At 58.9% G+C, this 18,070-nt stretch carries 15 protein-coding genes and 7 pseudogenes; 8 read left to right on the top strand and 14 right to left on the bottom strand.

The window, feature by feature from the left end:
• Window position 1 precedes the first annotated feature (1 nt).
• The 8 genes and pseudogenes from ACG74X_RS19630 to ACG74X_RS19595 form a co-directional block, all read right to left on the bottom strand.
• Entirely contained in the window at window positions 2-1,069 is a 1,068-nt protein-coding gene (locus ACG74X_RS19630; protein WP_411237018.1) for a hypothetical protein, read from the bottom strand.
• Window positions 1,066-2,073 carry a hypothetical protein gene (locus ACG74X_RS19625; RefSeq protein WP_411237017.1) on the bottom strand — a complete coding sequence of 336 codons (1,008 nt, stop codon included), beginning with the start codon at window positions 2,071-2,073 and terminating at the stop codon, window positions 1,066-1,068. Before ACG74X_RS19625 ends, ACG74X_RS19630 begins: the two co-directional genes overlap by 4 nt.
• Window positions 2,070-2,576, bottom strand: a complete 507-nt coding sequence (locus ACG74X_RS19620; protein ID WP_411237016.1) for an NUDIX hydrolase — start codon at window positions 2,574-2,576, stop codon at window positions 2,070-2,072. The genes ACG74X_RS19625 and ACG74X_RS19620 overlap by 4 nt, the downstream gene beginning before the upstream one ends.
• On the bottom strand, window positions 2,573-3,766 hold the full coding sequence (locus ACG74X_RS19615; protein ID WP_411237015.1) for a hypothetical protein: 1,194 nt from the start codon (window positions 3,764-3,766) through the stop codon (window positions 2,573-2,575). Before ACG74X_RS19615 ends, ACG74X_RS19620 begins: the two co-directional genes overlap by 4 nt.
• Window positions 3,763-5,874, bottom strand: a complete 2,112-nt coding sequence (locus ACG74X_RS19610) for a peptidase domain-containing ABC transporter (protein WP_411237014.1) — start codon at window positions 5,872-5,874, stop codon at window positions 3,763-3,765. Before ACG74X_RS19610 ends, ACG74X_RS19615 begins: the two co-directional genes overlap by 4 nt.
• On the bottom strand, window positions 5,871-6,377 hold the full coding sequence (locus ACG74X_RS19605; protein ID WP_411237013.1) for a hypothetical protein: 507 nt from the start codon (window positions 6,375-6,377) through the stop codon (window positions 5,871-5,873). The genes ACG74X_RS19610 and ACG74X_RS19605 overlap by 4 nt, the downstream gene beginning before the upstream one ends.
• An 83-nt stretch (window positions 6,378-6,460) precedes the next feature.
• Window positions 6,461-6,592 carry a hypothetical protein gene (locus ACG74X_RS19600; RefSeq protein ID WP_411237012.1) on the bottom strand — a complete coding sequence of 44 codons (132 nt, stop codon included), beginning with the start codon at window positions 6,590-6,592 and terminating at the stop codon, window positions 6,461-6,463.
• A 344-nt stretch (window positions 6,593-6,936) separates the two neighbouring features.
• A pseudogene (locus tag ACG74X_RS19595) lies at window positions 6,937-7,614 on the bottom strand (IS6 family transposase).
• A 257-nt stretch (window positions 7,615-7,871) separates the two neighbouring features.
• Between ACG74X_RS19595 and ACG74X_RS19590 the strand changes: the two are divergent.
• The 6 genes and pseudogenes from ACG74X_RS19590 to ACG74X_RS19565 form a co-directional block, all read left to right on the top strand.
• Window positions 7,872-7,994, top strand: a complete 123-nt coding sequence (locus ACG74X_RS19590; RefSeq protein WP_411237011.1) for a hypothetical protein — start codon at window positions 7,872-7,874, stop codon at window positions 7,992-7,994.
• Window positions 7,995-8,091: 97 nt separating this feature from the next.
• Window positions 8,092-8,683, top strand: a pseudogene (locus ACG74X_RS19585) (IS6 family transposase).
• Between the two features lie 53 nt (window positions 8,684-8,736).
• A pseudogene (locus tag ACG74X_RS19580) lies at window positions 8,737-8,865 on the top strand (IS3 family transposase); the annotation flags it as partial.
• 80 nt (window positions 8,866-8,945) lie between these two features.
• Window positions 8,946-10,871 (top strand): PhoX family protein, encoded by a 1,926-nt coding sequence (locus ACG74X_RS19575; RefSeq protein ID WP_411237010.1) that lies wholly within the window; start codon window positions 8,946-8,948, stop codon window positions 10,869-10,871.
• Window positions 10,872-11,153: 282 nt separating this feature from the next.
• Window positions 11,154-11,911 (top strand): IS5 family transposase gene (locus ACG74X_RS19570; protein WP_411237009.1). Its coding sequence is split into 2 segments (ribosomal slippage): window positions 11,154-11,475 and window positions 11,475-11,911, totalling 759 coding nucleotides; the frame shifts between segments, so codons are not numbered across the junction.
• Window positions 11,912-12,221: 310 nt separating this feature from the next.
• Window positions 12,222-12,344 (top strand): annotated as a pseudogene (locus ACG74X_RS19565) (helix-turn-helix domain-containing protein); the annotation flags it as partial.
• A gap of 146 nt (window positions 12,345-12,490) precedes the next feature.
• Here the strand turns inward: ACG74X_RS19565 and ACG74X_RS19560 are convergent.
• Together ACG74X_RS19560 and ACG74X_RS19555 are read right to left on the bottom strand one after the other, a co-directional pair.
• Window positions 12,491-12,607 (bottom strand): annotated as a pseudogene (locus ACG74X_RS19560) (IS110 family transposase); the annotation flags it as partial.
• A gap of 282 nt (window positions 12,608-12,889) precedes the next feature.
• Window positions 12,890-13,183, bottom strand: a pseudogene (locus tag ACG74X_RS19555) (DDE-type integrase/transposase/recombinase); the annotation flags it as partial.
• A gap of 37 nt (window positions 13,184-13,220) precedes the next feature.
• On the opposite strand from ACG74X_RS19555, the gene ACG74X_RS19550 reads away from it, so the two are divergent.
• Window positions 13,221-13,661 carry a transposase gene (locus tag ACG74X_RS19550; protein WP_411237008.1) on the top strand — a complete coding sequence of 147 codons (441 nt, stop codon included), beginning with the start codon at window positions 13,221-13,223 and terminating at the stop codon, window positions 13,659-13,661.
• A 98-nt stretch (window positions 13,662-13,759) separates the two neighbouring features.
• Here ACG74X_RS19550 and ACG74X_RS19545 read toward each other — a convergent pair whose 3' ends face one another.
• The 4 genes from ACG74X_RS19545 to ACG74X_RS19530 form a co-directional block, all read right to left on the bottom strand.
• Window positions 13,760-14,413 carry a LysE family translocator gene (locus tag ACG74X_RS19545; protein WP_411237007.1) on the bottom strand — a complete coding sequence of 218 codons (654 nt, stop codon included), beginning with the start codon at window positions 14,411-14,413 and terminating at the stop codon, window positions 13,760-13,762.
• A 3-nt stretch (window positions 14,414-14,416) separates the two neighbouring features.
• Window positions 14,417-15,484 (bottom strand): isopenicillin N synthase family dioxygenase, encoded by a 1,068-nt coding sequence (locus ACG74X_RS19540; protein ID WP_411237006.1) that lies wholly within the window; start codon window positions 15,482-15,484, stop codon window positions 14,417-14,419.
• An 18-nt stretch (window positions 15,485-15,502) separates the two neighbouring features.
• Window positions 15,503-16,873 (bottom strand): sensor histidine kinase, encoded by a 1,371-nt coding sequence (locus tag ACG74X_RS19535; RefSeq protein ID WP_411237005.1) that lies wholly within the window; start codon window positions 16,871-16,873, stop codon window positions 15,503-15,505.
• 267 nt (window positions 16,874-17,140) lie between these two features.
• Window positions 17,141-17,539: a hypothetical protein gene (locus tag ACG74X_RS19530; protein ID WP_411237004.1), complete on the bottom strand. Its 399-nt coding sequence runs from the start codon at window positions 17,537-17,539 to the stop codon at window positions 17,141-17,143.
• Between the two features lie 41 nt (window positions 17,540-17,580).
• Here ACG74X_RS19530 and ACG74X_RS19525 point away from each other — a divergent pair.
• Window positions 17,581-18,059: pseudogene (locus ACG74X_RS19525) on the top strand (IS6 family transposase).
• The last annotated feature ends 11 nt before the right edge of the window (window positions 18,060-18,070 follow it).

Here is an 18,070-nt window from a genome sequence, read left to right as displayed (position 1 = left end):
CTCAAGCATGAGTCTTGGCGGGCAGGTCCGCGCGCAGGGTGTCAAGGCCAAGGCCGTTGAAATCGCCCGCCACTCGATGGCAGGGCAGCGCGGCCAGCGCCGCCGCCAGGGCCGCGCGACGGGCCGGTGTGACGGCCTGCCCCAGGCCCAGCCAAGCGTCGGGGTAATGGTCATCCAGGCAGGTGATGTTCTCGACAATCACCGCGCGGTGGTCGGCGCCCGCCACCGACTGGACGGTTGCGGCGGCGCCCTGGGGGTCAATGGCGGGAAACAGGCAGCCCGCCACCCCATGGCGCGACCCGGCACCTTGCAGGCCGAAGTGGTCCAGGATCTCGCGGCGGGTCAGCTCGACCTTCTGGTTGATGCGGAGGTCGGCGCTGTCTTCGGGGCGCAGCTTTTGCGGGCGCGACAGCCTGGTGAAATCGAGCCTCCGCCCCGCGCCCAGCACCGCCAAGAGCGTTCCCGTCCCGAGACGCGCGGGCATGGGCCATTCGGTGACCTCCATCGCCCCGGAGCCATCCAGAGAGATGAGGCATTTGTCGTTGCTGAGGTAGCGATAGCCCAACTGACAGAGACGCATCAGCAGGCTGGACTTGCCCGCGCCCTTGTTGCCGATGATCAGCAAGGCGCGGCCATCGGAGTCGACCGCCGCCGCCGCATGGAGCAGGTGCCCGCCCGTGTCATCCCAGTCACGGCGGCTGATTTCCCGCATCAGGCGCAGGCAATTTAGCATCAGGTACAGGCGCGTGCCCGCGATCAGCGTGAACTGGCGGCCGGTCTGCGTCACGATATGGCGGTCGTTGTGATAGCCCTGCCCCGACAGGTAGACGGATTGCGGGCCCAGGCGGCGGCGCTGATAGGTAAACCCTTTCTTTGGCCGAACCTCGCCTGCTGCGCCCGCCGGGGGGGCGTCATGGGTCAGGCCGGGAACAAGGACACAGGTGATCTGTGTCGTGGCGGTGCCATCCACGTCACAGGCATCTGGTGCCAGGTAATCCGCCATCGCGGCCTCGAGCGCGAGGCCGCCGTCGTGAATGTCGAACAGGGTCTTGCCGATCCGCAAGGTCATTGTGTGATCTCCGGTAGGGGCGCGGGGCCAAGGCTGGGCAGGGGAAGCCCGAGGTGGGTGGCCAAGGCGCGGACATCGGGCGTCGGCGGGGCGGCAGGGCCCGTGGCGGGCGACAGGACGGAGTCCAGAAATGCCCCGAGCGTCGAGGACGCGACCGACAGGCTGCCGCCCTCGGACAGGGCAAAACAGGCACGCTCTGAGGCAAACAGGCAGATCGGGCCGGCGACCGGCAGCCCGTCGGGACGGGCCCAGGCCGTCGCGGACAACTCACGCCCCAAGGCCAGCGCCGCTGAGAGGCATTGCACATGGGCCAATAGGCCGATCACCCGCGCGAGCCGTGTCTCTGCCCGAGGAGGCGGCGAACCTTCTGTAAGGGTGATGTGCCGATCATAGCAGCGGGCCAGGACGGCGGCCTCGGGGGCGGCCCGGAGCAGCCGCGCGGCAAAGCGCTTGCGTTTGGCAGTCAGGTCACCCAGCAGCACCAGCAACGCATTCAACTCGGAGCCGACGAGGCGATTGGCCGCCTCGACCCCATAGGAGATATCGCTCGCCTGCCGGGCCCCGGCGAGATCCCAGTATTCGTTCAACGCCACCGTCTTGAACCCGCGATGGGCGGGCAGGCGGAGGGCCGCGATCCGGTCGGCATCCCACATCAGCGCCGCGCTGGCGGTGGTGTGCACCACGGGGACACCATGGGCGATCTTGCCCGCCCGACGAATGGCGCCGACCGTGGGCACCTCGCGGCGCGCCTGCGTCTCGATCTGGTCCAACGCGTCGGGGGTCAGAACCCAGGTCTCGACGGTGCGATCCCCACAGCGGAGCGCGCGATACCCCTCGGCGGGGGTCTCCCTGGTGGCGCGGCAGATGGCGACCACATCAACGTCGGAATGACGATTGTCGAACCCCATGGCATGGGAGCCGGTGAGAGCGGCATGCAGCAGACGGTCGCCGAACGCCTCGGTCAGAACCTCTGGCAGGGCATCGGCGAGGGATGGGTCTGTCATAGGCCCTCCTGTCGCAACAGCAGGGTTTCGAGCGCGGTGGGCAACAACCGGTGGTCGCCTGCGCGAATGGCCCGCAGGTCATACCAACGGGCGACATGCTGCATCCCGTCGCTTTCGGTAAAGGTCAGGCTGTCGCCATCGGCATAGGCGCCATCGGCAAAGGTTACATCGGCGACAAAGACAATCTCATGGCCCAGGGCGCCCCCATGGGTGAAGATATTCTCGATCACGCGGGGGCGCGCGATAGTGGCAAGGGTGACGCCAAGCTCTTCCTGGAATTCACGGCGGAGGGCGTCTTGCCAAGGCTCGCCGAAGGTCAGGCTGCCGCCTAGGGGGCGGACGCCCACGGGCGTGCCGTCATCGGTGACGATGGGCGCGGCCAGAAGGCAGGATTCTTTCCAGTGCAGGCCGAACGCCTTGACCCGGATGCGCGCGGGCGGGCGCCAGATATGGCCAGACGACGGGGCGCCGGAGGTTGGGGCAGGGGGGGTGATCTGGGTCATGATCGCTCTTTGCTGAGGCGTTGTGGTGCGGTGTTCAGAGGTCCGAAGAATAGGTCCAGCAGGCGCGCATCCGCCGCCACCGTGGTCAGGGCGTAGCGCGACAGCGCGGCAAGCTGGTGGTCGAGCGTGGCGATGGCTGCGACGCTCTGACGGCGCAGATGGGGGACCATCGCTGCCAGCTCGGGCGCACGTGGCGGCAGCAACAGCACAGTCCGCGCGGTGGCCAGCGCCGACAGGACAGGCGCGGCGCTACGTACATCTTCGGCCTGGGGAAAGCCATAGGCCCTCAGCAGTCCGACCGCAGGCGCGCGCCCGTTCATCACCGCCAGCACAGGTTCGAGGGCATTGGGAAAGGTGACGCGCACATAGGGCGACAGGTCGACTTTGGCGCAGGCATCCTGGGGCGGCGTCCGGCCGGTCAGCGCACCATAGGCATTGGCCTGTGCCATCGTCTCGGCCTGCCACAGCAACTGCGCGAGGTTGGTCACCTCTTCGGCGGTTGGAGCGTTGTCCGGCGGGTTGGTTTCGGCGGTGGCATAGGGCTCCGGCGGGTCGAGCATCAGGGCGATGACCGTGGCTATCATCTCTGGCGGGCCTGCGCAGACTTCCTTGCGGCCGATCAGCTGGCCCGAGATCTCGGCATCGCGGGCCAGGTCGTGCGCGGTCAGCGCCTGGCCCGCCGCCAGCCCGTGCCGGTGCAGGAAGCCGAGCGTGCCCTCATAGATACCATGGGCGACCTTGGCCGCCCCCGCGATGCTGGGCGGCGGTGACAAGGGGCCATCGGGCGTCGCGGTCAACAGCCAAGCCTTGGGCGCGTGATAGGCCGCATGGGTGGTGCGTAGCAGATGCAATGCCCGATTGCCGTGCCCGACCTGCGCCCGACGGGCCCGTGACAGCGCCGCCAGCCAGTCGAGGGCCGTCTGCTTGTGGGCCAGGAACTGCCGCAGCGCGGCGACATTCATCAGGTGCGCATGGCCGTCACGCGACCCCGCATAGCTGCAGGGGCGATAGTCGGAGGAGGCGGGCGGCCACCGCAGAGAACGCCCCTCAAGCAGCGGGCGGCCTGTGTCGTCGCGGGCCTCCATCGGGGGAAAGAAGCGCATCACCCCGCAGGCAAGCACATGTTCGAGGTCGACCGGGAAGGCCGGAGCAATGGGCGCGGCGGGCGTGACCCCGGTGGCGGCGGTCATGGGGTTACCTCCGTCAGGCTGCGCTGATCGGTGTCGAGGTGCAACACGCGATCCGCTTCGGCGATAGTGGAGGCGCGGTGCGCCGTCATCAGAACTGTAAGGCCCTTGCGGCGCAGGTTCTGGAAAATCCGGGCCTCGGTCGCGCCGTCCAGGTTGCCGGTGAACTCATCAAGGACCAGCATGGCGGCCTGTCTATAGAGCGCACGCGCCAGGAACAGCCGCTGACGCTCGCCCGCGGACAGGGTGACGGACCCGCCCGAAATGATCGTATGGAGCCCGCCCCGTGTGCGGGCGATGAAGTCATCTGCGCAGGCGATTTCACAGGCCTCGGCCACGCGGGCCATGTCCGGCTGGCTGGAAAAGCTGGTGATGTTTTGCAGCAGTGTCCCGGTGAAGAGCTGATCTTCCTGCATCACCGCATTGGCAATGCCCGACAATTGCTTGCGGGTATAGCCGGGCAGGGGTGCGCCCTGCCAGTGGATCGTGCCCTTCTCGACCGGGTACAGCCCCAGCAGCAGCTTGAGCAGCGTGCTCTTGCCCGCGCCCGAGGGTCCGGTGATCGAGACAATCTCGCCGGGGCGGACCTGAAGGCAGACGCGGCGCAGAACACGGGGCAGGTCGGGCGCATGCCGATAGGACAGGCCACGGACGTCCAGCAGGAATTCCGCCTCCGGTTTTGACTGCGGGCGGTTGGCCGAGGAGCGCACGGGACGATCGAAGTCAGACATGGCGTCCTGCGGCTCCAGCGCGAGGACGCTGATATTCGTGAGATAGAGGTCGATGTCCCAAAGGCGTCCGATTTTCTGGGTCAGCGAGGCCAGCGAGACGGTGACCAGCAGCAGATAGAAGGACATCGCGAAGAAAGCGCCGAGCGTAAGCGCGTCGGACAGATAGGCCCCGCCGGCCAGAGCCACGATTGACAGCCGTCCCACGGCCAACAACAGATCCCCCCAAAGCTCGACCCGGCCATCGACCTGCCGCAGACCTCCGACGAATTCTGCGGCGCGGCGGTAATTGGTCTGCCATATCAGGTCGCGGACGGATTCCATGCCGTGGATTTTGATCGCCTGAATGTTGCGCAGGTTTTCCCGCAGCGCGGTATTTTCGATGGCATCCAGGATCGACGATTGCCGCAGCTTGTGATGGCGCGCGCCCATGATCGTCAGCACACTTGCCACATAAACAACCGTCAGGACCAAAAGGCCGAGGCCAACCCAGAGGTTAATGGCAAGGCAGAGCACAACAAGAACGCTGAGGGTGAATATTTCAACAACGGCATCAATACAGCCATCCGAAATCAGCTGGCGAATGGAGCGGAGCGAGGCAAAATGGGCAGAGAGGGTGCCGGTCGATTTCCGCTCGAATACGCGGAAATTCATGCGCAGGACGAGGCGATTGAGAAACCGCGCCAATACATAATCCATATCCGCGACCAGGTGATCGGTCAGACGCCGTTTGAAAGCCTTGAAGACTGCCACTAGGGCCAGCACGCCAACGGCCAGCGCCAGGGCGGGCAGGATCAGGCTGCCGTTGCGCGGTAGCAGGATCAGCTCAATGAAGGCTTTGATGTAGAGCGGAAACAGAAAAAGACCGATCTGCGCCACCAGGGCCACGGCGGCGATTGCCAGCAACCGGCGCCCGATATCGGGAACGGCTCGCAGGACCGAGGGAATGGTCAGTGTCGACAGCCGCCCGATCTCAACCTTTGACTTGCCGGGCCGGAACTCCACCACGATGCCGGTAAAGCGCGCCGAAAGCTCGCTGAAGCCGAGGGTGTATTCTCCGAAGGCGGGGTCCTGGATGTGAAACCGGTTCCCCTCCATCAGCTTGAGGACCACGAAATGATACATACCGAAATGCAGGATCGCGGGCGTGCGGAGCTGCCCGAGCTGCGCAGGCTCCGCCCGCAGGGCCTTGCCGCGAATGCCGATCTGTTCGGCGATGACCAGCAGATCCACCAGGTTGGCCCCATCGGCGGGCGTCGGAAAGCGCGCCTTGAGCATGGCCAGATCGGTCTTGCGGCCCAACAGATCCGACACGATAGCAAGGCTGACGATGCCGCAGTCGGCGCGGTCTTGTTGCAGATGCGGGCGGGCGAAATGCTTCATGACCGGCGCCCCGTGACCAAGTCTATTAAGCGGATAGGGGCCCCGGTGACATGGCCATCGGTCGCACCCTGCCCGACGGAGGGCGGCAGGGACACGCGGGCATTGAGCTGCCCAGTGGAGGGGTCACGCCAAAGCGTCCCCAGCGGAAGCGGGGCAGATGTCGTCCGGTCGAAAAAGCCCGCGCCCCGGTCCAATCGCAGGGCCAGATCGGCGGGGGGCACATTCGTGAGCGTCGGAGGCAAGGCGAAGGTGAAGGCAGGCCCCGCCTCGATTAGCGTCACGTGGCCGGTCACCGGAAAGCTGCGGTCGATGGGACGCAACCCGGCCCAGACCAGGCTGCAGAGTACAAGGACCGACAGCGCGATCAGTAGTGCGGCGCTGCCGCGTCTTTCCTGGTGAATGGTACACTCAATAAAGGCGGCCTCATTGGTGGCGTTCAGGGCCGCCTCGCGAAAAAGATCGTGGGCGATTGTACTGCGCAGGCAGTCAGGAACGTTCGACATGGACAATGCGGTACCTCATATGATACGTGGACAGACCGCCTGAGGCAAACTCCTCACCCGGAAGCCGAGTGAGGAAATCGTCGTTAGACGTTGAAGCCACCGCCGCCGATGCTTTCGGAGAAGCGGCCGCCGGACACCATCAGCATCTCTGCAACCGAGAGCTCGCGGATGGCCGGCGTTTCCTTGCGGCCTGCTTTGGTTTGTTCGATCTTCATTACAGTCTCCTGTCATTGATGATTGTCGAGACAAGGAGTTGCCGCGACAATCCAATAGGTGGGTGAATGTTCGAAACCTGTCAATCAGACGGGATCGGCAATTCGGTCATGCGAGGAAATTTGCCGATTTGGAAAGATATTCCAAATTATTCGGCAATTCCCTGCCAATGGGCCTGTTGCATTATTGGGCTGAGGCTTGGTGGATGTCAGAGTGGAATACTGGGTCATGCCGCCTTACCCCTTTTCTTAGCGTCCACGACGGTGCGAAGCTGTTGGTGCGCAGGTGGCGAGGGTTCTGTCGCAAGCTTTCATCGAATGCAAAAGATGAGATGTTGATCGTTGGTTCACGCCGTAAGGCTGGCGAAGAATACGAATGGGCATCCTTTTCCGAGTTGTGCTTTCCTTATCATGCGTATCCTCTCGATCCCGTCCAAAGTTTCCGCAGCTGAACCCAATGACCTGAACGCCATTATTGGCGCAATGCGTCTTTTCACGCCGCGATGATCCTGCTCGAGGATGTTGTTCAGATATTTCGAGCGGTAGACCCGGATCCGACGTGGTGAGCCAACGTCCTTGAGAGCAGCGTTCATCGCCTTCAAACCCGCCGTGTTCGCGCCGCTTTCGTCGATGACACTGGCCGACGGCAGGCCGTTTGACAAGATTGCGTTCACCAAACACTGTAGGGCAGCTGCTTCATCACACTGTTCAGAAAGCATGAAATCAAGCGTTTGACCGTCTCGGTCAACAGCCCGATACAGGTGACACCACGCTCCGCGCACCTTCAGGTAGGTTTCGTCTAGACGCCATAATGTCGAAGTTAGCGTTTTATGTTTTTAGTCTTCGGACGCGATCGCCGTGGCGTATTTAACCAGCCAGCGGTTCAGCGTCGCGTGATCGACCACGATGCCACGCTCGGCAAGGATCTCTTCGTGATTTCGGTAGGATACGCCGTATTTGACGTAAAAGAATAGAGCGTACAGAATGGCATATTTGGGAAACTCTGCGCCTTTGAACGACACCATGAGTCTAACCTCAGATAAATTTCAAGCAATTTGATAGATCATTCTGGTAAAGTTTGCGACAGAACCATTGCGCGCTGAGAATAAATCCGTTGTTGAATGAGGGTTTCGCAATTCAAATTGAAAGCCTGTGCGAATTTTCGCCCATTGCGGGAAAAATAAATTGAAAACCCGATCGCCGAGATATTTAATTATCTTGCCGATTGCAGCGGCTGTGGTCGCCGACAACGGTTTACTTGTCAAACAAAGGAGCCCTAGACATGTCCAAAGAGACCAAGACAATCACTAAACAACCCGCGATCCGTAAGCTGACCAAAGAAGAGATGCTGATGGTTTCCGGCGGCCGCGGTGCTTCGAATAGCAATAGCTGTGGCTGGTGCTAAGCAACGTGGCCCCCCCTGATCATGGTCAGGGGGGGCTGTCGCAACCTTCATCAGAATGATTTATCAAATCGCCTGAAATTTATCTGAGGTTAGACTCATGGTGTCGTTCAAAGGCGCAGAATTTACCAAGTATGTCATTCTGTACGCTGTATTCTTCTACCTCCGCTATGGAATGTCGTACCGCGATCTGGAAAAAATCCTATTGGAGCGCGGCATCGAGGTCGATCACGCGACGCTGAACCGCTGCGTGGTCAAATACGCCACGGCGATCGCGTCAGCAGCCCAGAAACACATAGCCCGGACGGCATCTTCGTGGCGCTTAGACGAGACCTATTCGAATGTGCGCGGCGAGTGGTGCTACCTACATCGCGCTGTGGATCGCATGTCGGCCAAACTCCTGTGTGATCGACAAAAGTGGCGCGAACACGGCGGGTTTGAAGCCGATGAACACAGCATTGAAGAACGTTGGCTCACAGCGTGGGATCCGGGTCTACAGATCGAAGCGTCTGGAAAACATTCTCGAACAGGATCATCGCGGCGTGAAAAGACGGGTAGGGCCAATGATGGGGTTCAAGTCCTTTTCATCAGCGGTGGCAACTTTGGATGGGATCGAGACAGCGCACATGATCAGAATGGGTCAACTCGGAAAAAGCTACCGACTCACTATCTCCGCAAGTCTTGCGGCGTGAGTCAACGATCAGCATTTTGTTATCACATCGGGTGAAAGTTTGCGACAGAACCATACATCTTTGAAACGATTGAAGAGGCCCAAGACCGAGCAACGGAATGGCTTTGGACTTACAACAACGAGCGACCCAACATGGGTATCGGCGGCGTGACACCCGCAATGAAGCTCAAAACAGCCGTGTGAGTTCTACGGCTGAGCCCCATAGATGGAGGATTACCATTGAACTGTCAGGACTCGCTGCGGGTCCCAGCTAGAGGTGAGATATGTCCCGGATTAACTATGATGAATTGTCTTTTGATGATGAAGATGAACTACGATTTCCACGCCCGACCAAACAAGGGTTTGATGATATTGTCGAGCGTGCGGTGTCACGCCGTGGCTTTCTTGGTGGGGCCTTGGCGTTTGGGTCTGGCGCTGCCGTGATGGGTACGGGATTGTTGTCCAGCACGTCTGCGCAATCGCAACAAACATCTCGTTTTGCTTTTGACCAACTTGCTCCACAGACCGATGGTACAGTGCATGTGCCGGATGGATATGAGTGGGATGTGTTTGTTCGCTGGGGCGACCCACTTTTTTCCGATGCACCGACATTCGATCCTGCAACAGGAGTACCGACCGAAGGGTCTGATCGTGTCTTCGGGGAAAACACGGACGGAATGGAATTGTTTCTGGTCGGTGACGCTGAACTGTTGGTCGTGAACTCCGAATTTGTGAACGCCGGTATCAACCTGCCCGTCGAACAGGACGGCAAGCCAATTTCGGCGGATGACGTGGTCCGCCTGCAGAATTTTCAGGGCGTGACAGTGATGGAAGTCACCGAGAGCGAAGCTGGCTGGGAGGTCGTTATCGACAGCCCCTACAACCGCCGTATTCACCACCGCAGTGAAATGCTGATTGATGGCCCCGCTGCTGGCCATGACTTGCTGAAAACTAGTGCGGACCCTACGGGTACGGTGTCTTTGGGTACGTTTAACAATTGCGGGTCTGGACGCACTCCCTGGGGCACGTATCTGACCTGCGAAGAAAACTTCAACGGGTACTTCGGCACAACGGCCGAACTGTCCCTTGGTGAAGCGACAGCCGCAGGTTTTGCGCGCTACGGTGTGAATACCGATGTTGATCCAGGTCGCTACAACTATCATCGGTTTGACCCGCGTTTTGATCTGTATCAAAATCCGAACGAGCCGCACCGCGCGGGCTTCATCGTTGAAATCGACCCCGCCAACCCAACATCCACGCCAGTCAAACGCACAGCCCTTGGGCGTTTCAAACATGAAAATGCGGCGTTGGTGATCGCACCGGATGGGCGCGTCGTCGTCTATATGGGCGATGATGAGCGTGGCGAATATATTTACAAGTGGGTCAGCCGCGACGTCTACACACCCGGCGGTGATACATCCACATTGTTAAACGAAGGTCAGCTGTTCGTTGCTAAATTCAACGACGATATGACTGGCACTTGGATCGCGTTAACACCCGAGGACACGGGCATGTCAGAGGCAGAAATCGCCATCTTCACGCGCACGGCCGCCACCCAAGTCAGCGCAACGACCATGGACCGACCCGAGTGGGTTGCGGTTAACCCTACAGCGATCGAGGCCTATTGCTGCCTCACCAACAATTCGCGTCGTGGTGCGACAAATGACGATGGTTCGATCCGCACCAATGCTGCGGGCGTACCAATGGTGGTGAATGCACCAAACCCTCGCGAAATCAACAACTATGGCCAAGTCGTGCGCTGGCGGCCACATAACGACGATCATGCGGCGTCCACATTTGACTGGGACCTTTATGTGATGGCGGGCAACCCGACCGTCTATACCGATGGGCTCTATGCGGGTACCGCCAACATCAATGCGGGCAACCTGTTTAACTCGCCCGACGGGATGCAAATCGACACCACTGGCTTGATTTGGATCCAAACAGACGGCAACGACGACAATGAAGGCGACTTCCTTGGCATGGGCAATAATCAGATGTTGGCTGGCGACCCTGTGACTGGCGAAATCCGGCGCTTCCTAACGGGGCCGAATGGGTCCGAAGTGACGGGTCTGACGTGGTCAGCGGATCGTCGCACGATGTTTGTCGGCATTCAGCACCCCGGCGCACCGTTCCCCGACGGGGAGGGCGCGTTGCCGCGTTCCGCCATTGTGACGGTAAAACGTAGGGATAACGCTCTGGTCGGATAATTTGAAAGAATCTCAGGCGCATATAAGTGCCTGAGATTCTGCGGCGTATAAGCCTCAAGCTAAAAACTTGCTCAGCCAATGGGGAGTGGACAAAACGAGGGGGTGTTCGTCTATGCTGGCGGTTTCCCAGCGAAAGAATTGCCATGGATGTGCGCATCATTGTCGAGACAACATTTGAGAACGGAACGATAAGGAAGCGGCGCCTTGGACGCTTGTCTAGGGTCAGGACCCATTGATTTTCGTAGGATTGCGTGATTCATGGCTCAAAAACGAGCGGTGAACATGTCTGATCTTTTCTGGCTAACGGATGCGCAGATGACGCGTCTTGAGCCCTTCTTCCCGAAGTCCCACGGCAAACCTCGCGTCGATGACCGGCGTGTGTTGAGCGGTATTATCTTCAGCAACCGCAATGGCTTACGGTGGCGTGACGCACCAGCAGCTTATGGTCCGCACAACACACTCTACAACCGCTGGAAGCGGTGGAGCGATAGGGGCATCTTCGCCCGGATGATGGCTGACCTGGCGTCCGAGCACGGCGAACAGAAGTCCGTCATGATCGATGCGACCTATCTCAAGGCCAACCGAACAGCGACCAGCATGGGCGTGAAAAAGGGGGGCGTGAACGCCTGATTGGCCGAACCAACGGCGGCATGAACACAAAGTTGCACGCCATCTGCGAAAGCAAAGGCCGCCCGCTGAGCCTGTTTGTGACCGCTGGACAGGTCAGTGATTACATCGGCGCGCGAGCGTTGTTGAGCAGCCTGCCGGATGTTGACTGGCTGCTCGGGGATCGCGGCTATGATGCCGACTGGTTCAGAGAAGCGTTGAAAGACAAAGGGATACGCGCATGTATCCCTGGCCGAAAGCAGCGGAAGAAAACCGTCAAGTACGACAAACGCCGATACAAGCGTCGCAACCGCATCGAGATCATGTTCGGCAGGCTCAAGGATTGGCGGCGTGTGGCAACCCGATACGACCGTTGTCCCAGAGTATTCCTCTCGGCCATCGCACTGGCTGCGCTCGTTATCTACTGGCTGTGAAACTCAATGAGTCCAGACCCTAATTGTAGGCAACGCTTCAGAGGAAGGAGCGGGTGAAGATGAACTGGATCCCCCTCTTGGCATAGACGCACTCTTGAGCATAGGTGGCATTATCCTAAATTGACCGCTTAACGCTTCCAACTCCTGATCCCGCTTTCTGGCGAAATTCTGTTGCTGCTTATCGGGGTCGCCGATGTGCTGAACATTATTACATAAACTTCATTATGCGTTTCAAATCATTGTAGCAGGCACATTCTAAACTAGGTTGCGACACTTCCTCTATCTTGCTGAAAAAGCAAGGAGAACAGACATGGCGCATACAGAGCTGGATTTGCGTGAGAGACGCATGATCGAAGACATGCTCAATGCTAAAATTTCGATCAGCAAAATTGCGGCTGAGCTTGGCAGACACCGTTCAACTATCTACCGCGATATAAAGCGGAACTTCTACACGGATGGTGAACTGCCAAATCTCAGTGGCTACTACGGTGTGATTGCTCAGCGGAAAGCAGAAGCGCGACGTGCGCGACGGCGCAAATTGGTCCGTCTCCCCAAGCTTCGGATGGCCGTGATCACCCAGTTGAAGGAAGGCTGTGCGGCGAACCGATCTTGCGCGTCAACGACTGCGGCGACGTGCAGATCTTTGTGAGTGTCCACTCCCCCGACAATTGGTTGCTCACTTTGTTCTATGCTCATCCAAGTCTCCCATTTAAAGTTGGCATAGGTCTTCCGCGGTAGCCTCTTGGACAAGACAGCAACGTGACAAGTGTCAGGCCCTTCTCGGGTCACAAGGCGACAATCGAGGAATACCCTCGCCGCAGGGCAACCCGGGCGGTCGACAGGTCCGGGGAAAGACATGATTGCCGATCAGAGTGTGGGTCAGACCACGCCGGAATGCCCTGCGGCACCAATGACGATAGCAGTCCATCGCTGTGTGGGTCAGACCGCCCGCGCCAAACTGGCACCTACATACTTGCTATCGGTATGGTGAATGCAGCCCTTCGGTGGCCGTCGCAACGCAATCGCCATGTTCAGTGCCCGGATGGCGAGATCACGTTTCATTCGGTTGCTGACAGCCCAGCCAATGACGCGCCGGGAATGCAGGTCAAGGATGACAGCCAGATAGAGCCAGCCTTCGCGGGTCCACACATAGCTGATGTCGCCCGCCCATTTCTGATTGGGCGCATCTGCGTGGAAGTCCCGGTTCAACAGATTGGGCGCGATATTGAAGACATGGTTGCTGTCCGTGGTTGCTTTGAACTTCTTGTTCCGCTTCGGCCAGCTTACGGCCATAACGCTTTTGATCGACATGCCCGAGATCGGAAGCATGGACAACAAGCAGGCTGCCAGCCTGGCTGGACTGGCCCCAGTCTCGCAAAGTTCCGGGAAATGGCAGGGAAAAGAAAGGATCCAAGGTGGTCGGGCCCAGTTGCGCAAAGCTCTGTACATGCCAGCGCTCGTAGCCACACGCGTGAACCCGGACATGACAAAAAAGTACAATCAGCTTACCAATGCAGGAAAAGAGGAAAAAGGTCGCGCTGACCGCCATCATGCGGAAGTTGCTCGTCATGGCAAATGCCTTGCTACGCGGCAATCGCATGTGGACCGAAACTCGGCCTTGACCAAGACGGATACTCCACCCATCTGTCCAAGAACGCATGCAGGCGACCGCGGTCGCTCAATGCGGAGTGGTCAAACCATATCGACCGCAACAGTTGAGCAAACGGCGCGATCTAAAGTGTTTCTATGACGAGTAAATGACGTACAGAAACTTGCACCTTCAGAAGCCTGAAACACAATGCAAACAACTGCACCATTACAAAAGCCATTTCTGAGTATTGTACTGGCTCAGAGAATATGCAGATGCAGGTTCAGCGCGATCCCGATCAGGATTAGACCACCTGCCCAGGCCATCCGCTCGCGCATCGCCTTTTCGCGGTTGATGGCCTTCGTCAATGTACCGCCCATATAGGCCACCACCAGATCCGAAGGGATTGCCGTCAGCGGGACCAGTGCTCCAAGCACGAGAAGCTGCATCGTTACACTTGCGTCGACGCTTTGCATGTCGCCAGCATTGATAAACGGCGGCAGGAACAGCGCGAAAAAGAGGACGGTTTTCGGGTTCAGAACCTCGACGATGATGCCCTGCCAGATGATTGAAGAAAACGGTTTCTGCCGCACCTTCTCGACATCCAGCGTCACCTGCGCGTCGGCCTTGGCCCCGCGGATCATGTCTAACCCCAGCCAGATCAGATAGGCCGATCCGACATAGCGCAGCGCTGTCACCATCCAGCCGGAGCTTTCGAACACCGCAGCCAGTCCCAAGGCCGTGGCAACTGCCAGGACAATCCCGCCCAGGCACAGACCAAACGCCGAGGCCAGACCGGCAGCGCGGCTCTGTCCAACGGTTCTCGACAGGACATAGAGCATCGACGGGCCGGGCGTTGCGCTCAGGGCCAGCCCCGCCAGTGCCACGGCAATCATCGCATCCAAACTTGGCATGGTCTAACTCGATCTCCGGTTCATTCGTTTCTCAAAGGGATTTTCGACACATGGGCAGCCCTCGGTCACTCCACCGGGACGACCCTTTCTCAAATATGGGAAATCCCGAACCAGCATCCGTTCCAGATGCTCGCCTGCCGTGAATGGCTCATATTTCGGCAGCCCCTGATCCACCAATTCAGGGAAAGGCTTGATCACCGTGCCATGGTTCGCGGCAACGAAATACGGCATCGAGAACCGCTCTGGGAGGAGGTTCAGCACCCGATGCGGGGTCGAACGAAGCTGCCCGTTGGTCCAGGCTTCAAGCATGTCGCCGATGTTCACGACATAGACACGTCGATCAACCGGCACGTCGATCCAGTTATCTTCTGCAGTCATGACCTGCAGGCCCGCATTGCGAGTGTGCAAAAGCGTCAGGCATTCATAGTCGGTGTGTGCCCCCATGTTGACCGACTTGGCGTCGATTCCGTCATTCTGGCGCACATAATGAAGTAGGCGCAGCTGTGAGATGGGTTTGGTCATCTGGTCGGTCATTGCCCCGGGGCGCAGGCCCAGATGCAACTCAAGAGCCGCGCTGATCATCCGCCCGAGTGCAGAAATCTGTCCATAATACGCCGATACGGTCTGTCGAAACCCGGCGACGTCGGGCCAGACATTTGGTCCCAGCAGGCGATTGCCTGCCAGGTAGTCGGGATCGTCACGCGGCAAGTCCACCCCGAGATCGAAAGCTTCGTAGTTTCGGCTCACCTCGTCGGGGTAATCGCCCTTTTCCGTAAACGGCACGTAGCCCCGGTGATTGGTGCTGAGGCCGATGTAATATAGCCGTTTGATCGGGTCAGGCAGGGCGAAGAACCGCTCCGCCATCTGGTAGGTTCTTTCGACGAGGGCTAGGTCGATCCCATGCCCTATAATCCTGAAAAACCCGATCTCGCGCGCGGCGAGCCCGATTTCGTCAGCAATCGCCTTGAGCCTGTGCCTGTCTCCGGTTCTGATACCGCTAATGTCAATCAGCGGCAGGCTTTCATAGGCACCCGAATACTCCTCCTTCTGTTTCGCAATCAATGCTCCCACAAGCGACAGTTCCTCAGTCTATTGATCTTCGGACGGCAGTTCGGTCCCGCACGGTGCGGCCGGGAAGTAGAGTTCGAAACTCGATCCTTGCCCGACCTCGCTTGTCACAGCGACCGTGCCACCAGATTGGCACATGACCCCAAGAACCATCGACAGACCCAACCCCGTTCCTTCGCCAACGCCTTTGGTGGTGAAGAACGGATCAAATATCTGCGGCAGCTGATCCCGACTAATTCCCGTTCCCTGGTCGGAAACGCTAAGTCTCACGTAGCGTCCCGGCGTAAGCTCGGAAGGGAAATGCTGTCCTTCGGGGAGCGTATGGAAGATGTTTTCGGTGGCGATCTTGAGGCTACCCCCTTCGGGCGTCGCCTCAATCCCGTTCAATGCGAGGGCGAGCAGCATATTCTCCACCGCCGCTGGATCGGCTGCGACCGACCAGAGATCGTTCGCCAAATGCCGCTCAGCTGGCCACGCGAGTGACTTCTCACAATCCTCGCCGAAGGCCGAAACAAGCCTGTTCAGATCCACGGTTTCAGGCATCAGCCGTGTTCGTTGCGCGAAAGCGAGCATGTCGCGGATCAGCTGCGCACCCCGCGCCGAGGCGGTTTTGGCGTCCTGCAATGTGTCAAGCGATCCGGCGTCAGGCGCGTCGAGCGCCAGCAACTCGATATTGCCGGAGATCACTGTTAGCAGGTTATTGAACTCGTGCGCGAACCGACCCGTGAGCCGTCCAATTGCTTCCTGTCTGCGCGATTCAAATAGCTTGGCTTCGAGAGCTTTCCTCGTGCTCGTTTCCTGGGTCAGCTGTGTGTGCGCAACCACAAGATATTCATACCGCTCCTGAGACCGTTCAGTCTCGGCCAGCAATTCAAGCTTCGCGCTGGTCATCGCCGCGACGGTGCTCAATATCTCCAGCTCCGGTTCCCCGAAGGCCGCAATATCGGAGTGTTCACTGTCGATCACACCCATCACGCGACCCCCGTAGATCAACGGCACACAGATTTCTGACCGCGCGGGCTCCGTATCGGGGATGTAATTATCATCTCCCACGAGATCATCCACGATGATCGGTTTGCGGCTTTGCGCCACCTGCCCGGTGATGCCACGACCGAAGGGGATGACCAGCGGGTTAATGATGTTCCGCCCGTAGGGGTTTTTCTCTCCCCAGGCCGCGACCTGCGTCAGCTCAGTCTGCGCCTCGTCGGCCTGGTATATCACGCAGTCCACGAAGCCGAGCCTGCCAACCACGTTTTGCGCGACATACCAGAACAGATCCTCGACACACGGGATCGACATCAGATCGACCGCGAAAGTATTGAGAGTCCGAAGCATCTGCGCTTCGCTGGCCCGGTTTCTCTGGCGAAGGCTCGATGACACAGGCTTGAGCATGATTCAATTTCCTGAACTTGTTAATTCCGCTACCTTAGGTTGTTTGTTCGTTCAGGTATAGTTTTTTTCAAATACTTCATTCATAGGTTGCTCGTGCAACTGTCAAAAAGGATCGGAACCGTTTCGCAATGAGCTGGTGCAATGGCACGAAATGGAATTTCCTACAGATACTGAAAAACTGCCTCTGATCACAGTCGAAAGGATCAAGGAACTCGTGGCTCAAAGCGTTCCATTTCCCTGCAGCTATGTCCTTGTCGGCCAAACCAGCTATGGAAAGCCGTATAAGAATGCGTTTACACCGTCGAAAATGAGCACTCCGTTCTCGTCGCAGCGAAAGTCACGCGCTCCGGAACAAAACCCAGGTGCTTCGCTCTTTGGCCGGGACTGTTGCATTAATCGACTTGCTTGGGCAAGGTTGAGGTTTTGAGGTTGAGCATGCAACGCAGATGCCCGTTCAAACACCATCGATTCCCACGTGATATCATTCTCTGTGCCGCCCGGTGGTATCCGCGATACCCGCTGTCCTATCAGGATGTCATCGATCTTCTGGCCGAGCGCGGGATTACTGTTGACCGCTCTACGGTGTACCGCTGAGTTCAGAAATTCGGCCCAGAACTGACCAAGCGCACCGAGAAGCATCTGCGCCGCGCAAGCGTCGACTGGCATATCCCCTCTCGGCAGATCACTTTGTGATTGCCTGCCGGGCAATGGATGAAACCTATATCCGTGTACGCGGAAAGTGGCGCTACCTCTGGCGTGCCGTCGATGCCAACGGCCAGATGGTCGATGTCCGCCTCACTGCGCGCCGAGATGCGAAGGCGGCCAAGTCCTTTCTCAACAATCGATCGAGCGTGTCCGTCTGCATCGGCCTGTTACGATCTGTACCGACAAAGCGCAGGCCTACGCCCGCGTCATCCGCGAGATCAACCACCGCTATGACCCTCATTTTGAAAGTATCCGGCACATCGACCGAAAGTGGCTCAACAACCTCATCGAAAGCGATCATGCGGCGATGAAGCGGCTGCTGGGGTACCGCCAGAGCTTCCGCTCACTCCGAACAGCCAGAGCGACCCTCAGCGGGATAGAGACGATCCGAACAATCAAACGCGGACACATCCAATACAAACAACCAGGTGTCCTTGGCGAGATCGCGTTTATCGACAGCCTCTTCGGCACCACCGCATGACATCTGGAGAT

The sequence above is a fragment of the Marivita sp. S0852 genome, from assembly GCF_046591575.1.
Lineage (GTDB): Bacteria > Pseudomonadota > Alphaproteobacteria > Rhodobacterales > Rhodobacteraceae > Marivita.
Note: the sequence above shows the minus strand (reverse complement) of the source record. Positions and strands in the feature narration are given on the sequence as shown.

What these genes read in the sequence shown, in the direction of transcription:
- ACG74X_RS19550 (WP_411237008.1), top strand. Translation starts at nt 13,221, where the DNA reads ATGCCCGAGATCGGAAGCATGGACAACAAGCAGGCTGCCAGCCTGGCT.
- ACG74X_RS19625 (WP_411237017.1), bottom strand. Translation starts at nt 2,073, where the DNA reads ATGACAGACCCATCCCTCGCCGATGCCCTGCCAGAGGTTCTGACCGAG.
- ACG74X_RS19545 (WP_411237007.1), bottom strand. Translation starts at nt 14,413, where the DNA reads ATGCCAAGTTTGGATGCGATGATTGCCGTGGCACTGGCGGGGCTGGCC.
- ACG74X_RS19630 (WP_411237018.1), bottom strand. Translation starts at nt 1,069, where the DNA reads ATGACCTTGCGGATCGGCAAGACCCTGTTCGACATTCACGACGGCGGC.
- ACG74X_RS19575 (WP_411237010.1), top strand. Translation starts at nt 8,946, where the DNA reads ATGTCCCGGATTAACTATGATGAATTGTCTTTTGATGATGAAGATGAA.
- ACG74X_RS19590 (WP_411237011.1), top strand. Translation starts at nt 7,872, where the DNA reads ATGTCCAAAGAGACCAAGACAATCACTAAACAACCCGCGATCCGTAAG.
- ACG74X_RS19615 (WP_411237015.1), bottom strand. Translation starts at nt 3,766, where the DNA reads ATGACCGCCGCCACCGGGGTCACGCCCGCCGCGCCCATTGCTCCGGCC.
- ACG74X_RS19610 (WP_411237014.1), bottom strand. Translation starts at nt 5,874, where the DNA reads ATGAAGCATTTCGCCCGCCCGCATCTGCAACAAGACCGCGCCGACTGC.
- ACG74X_RS19530 (WP_411237004.1), bottom strand. Translation starts at nt 17,539, where the DNA reads ATGCCAGTCGACGCTTGCGCGGCGCAGATGCTTCTCGGTGCGCTTGGT.
- ACG74X_RS19605 (WP_411237013.1), bottom strand. Translation starts at nt 6,377, where the DNA reads ATGTCGAACGTTCCTGACTGCCTGCGCAGTACAATCGCCCACGATCTT.
- ACG74X_RS19620 (WP_411237016.1), bottom strand. Translation starts at nt 2,576, where the DNA reads ATGACCCAGATCACCCCCCCTGCCCCAACCTCCGGCGCCCCGTCGTCT.
- ACG74X_RS19600 (WP_411237012.1), bottom strand. Translation starts at nt 6,592, where the DNA reads ATGAAGATCGAACAAACCAAAGCAGGCCGCAAGGAAACGCCGGCCATC.
- ACG74X_RS19535 (WP_411237005.1), bottom strand. Translation starts at nt 16,873, where the DNA reads ATGCTCAAGCCTGTGTCATCGAGCCTTCGCCAGAGAAACCGGGCCAGC.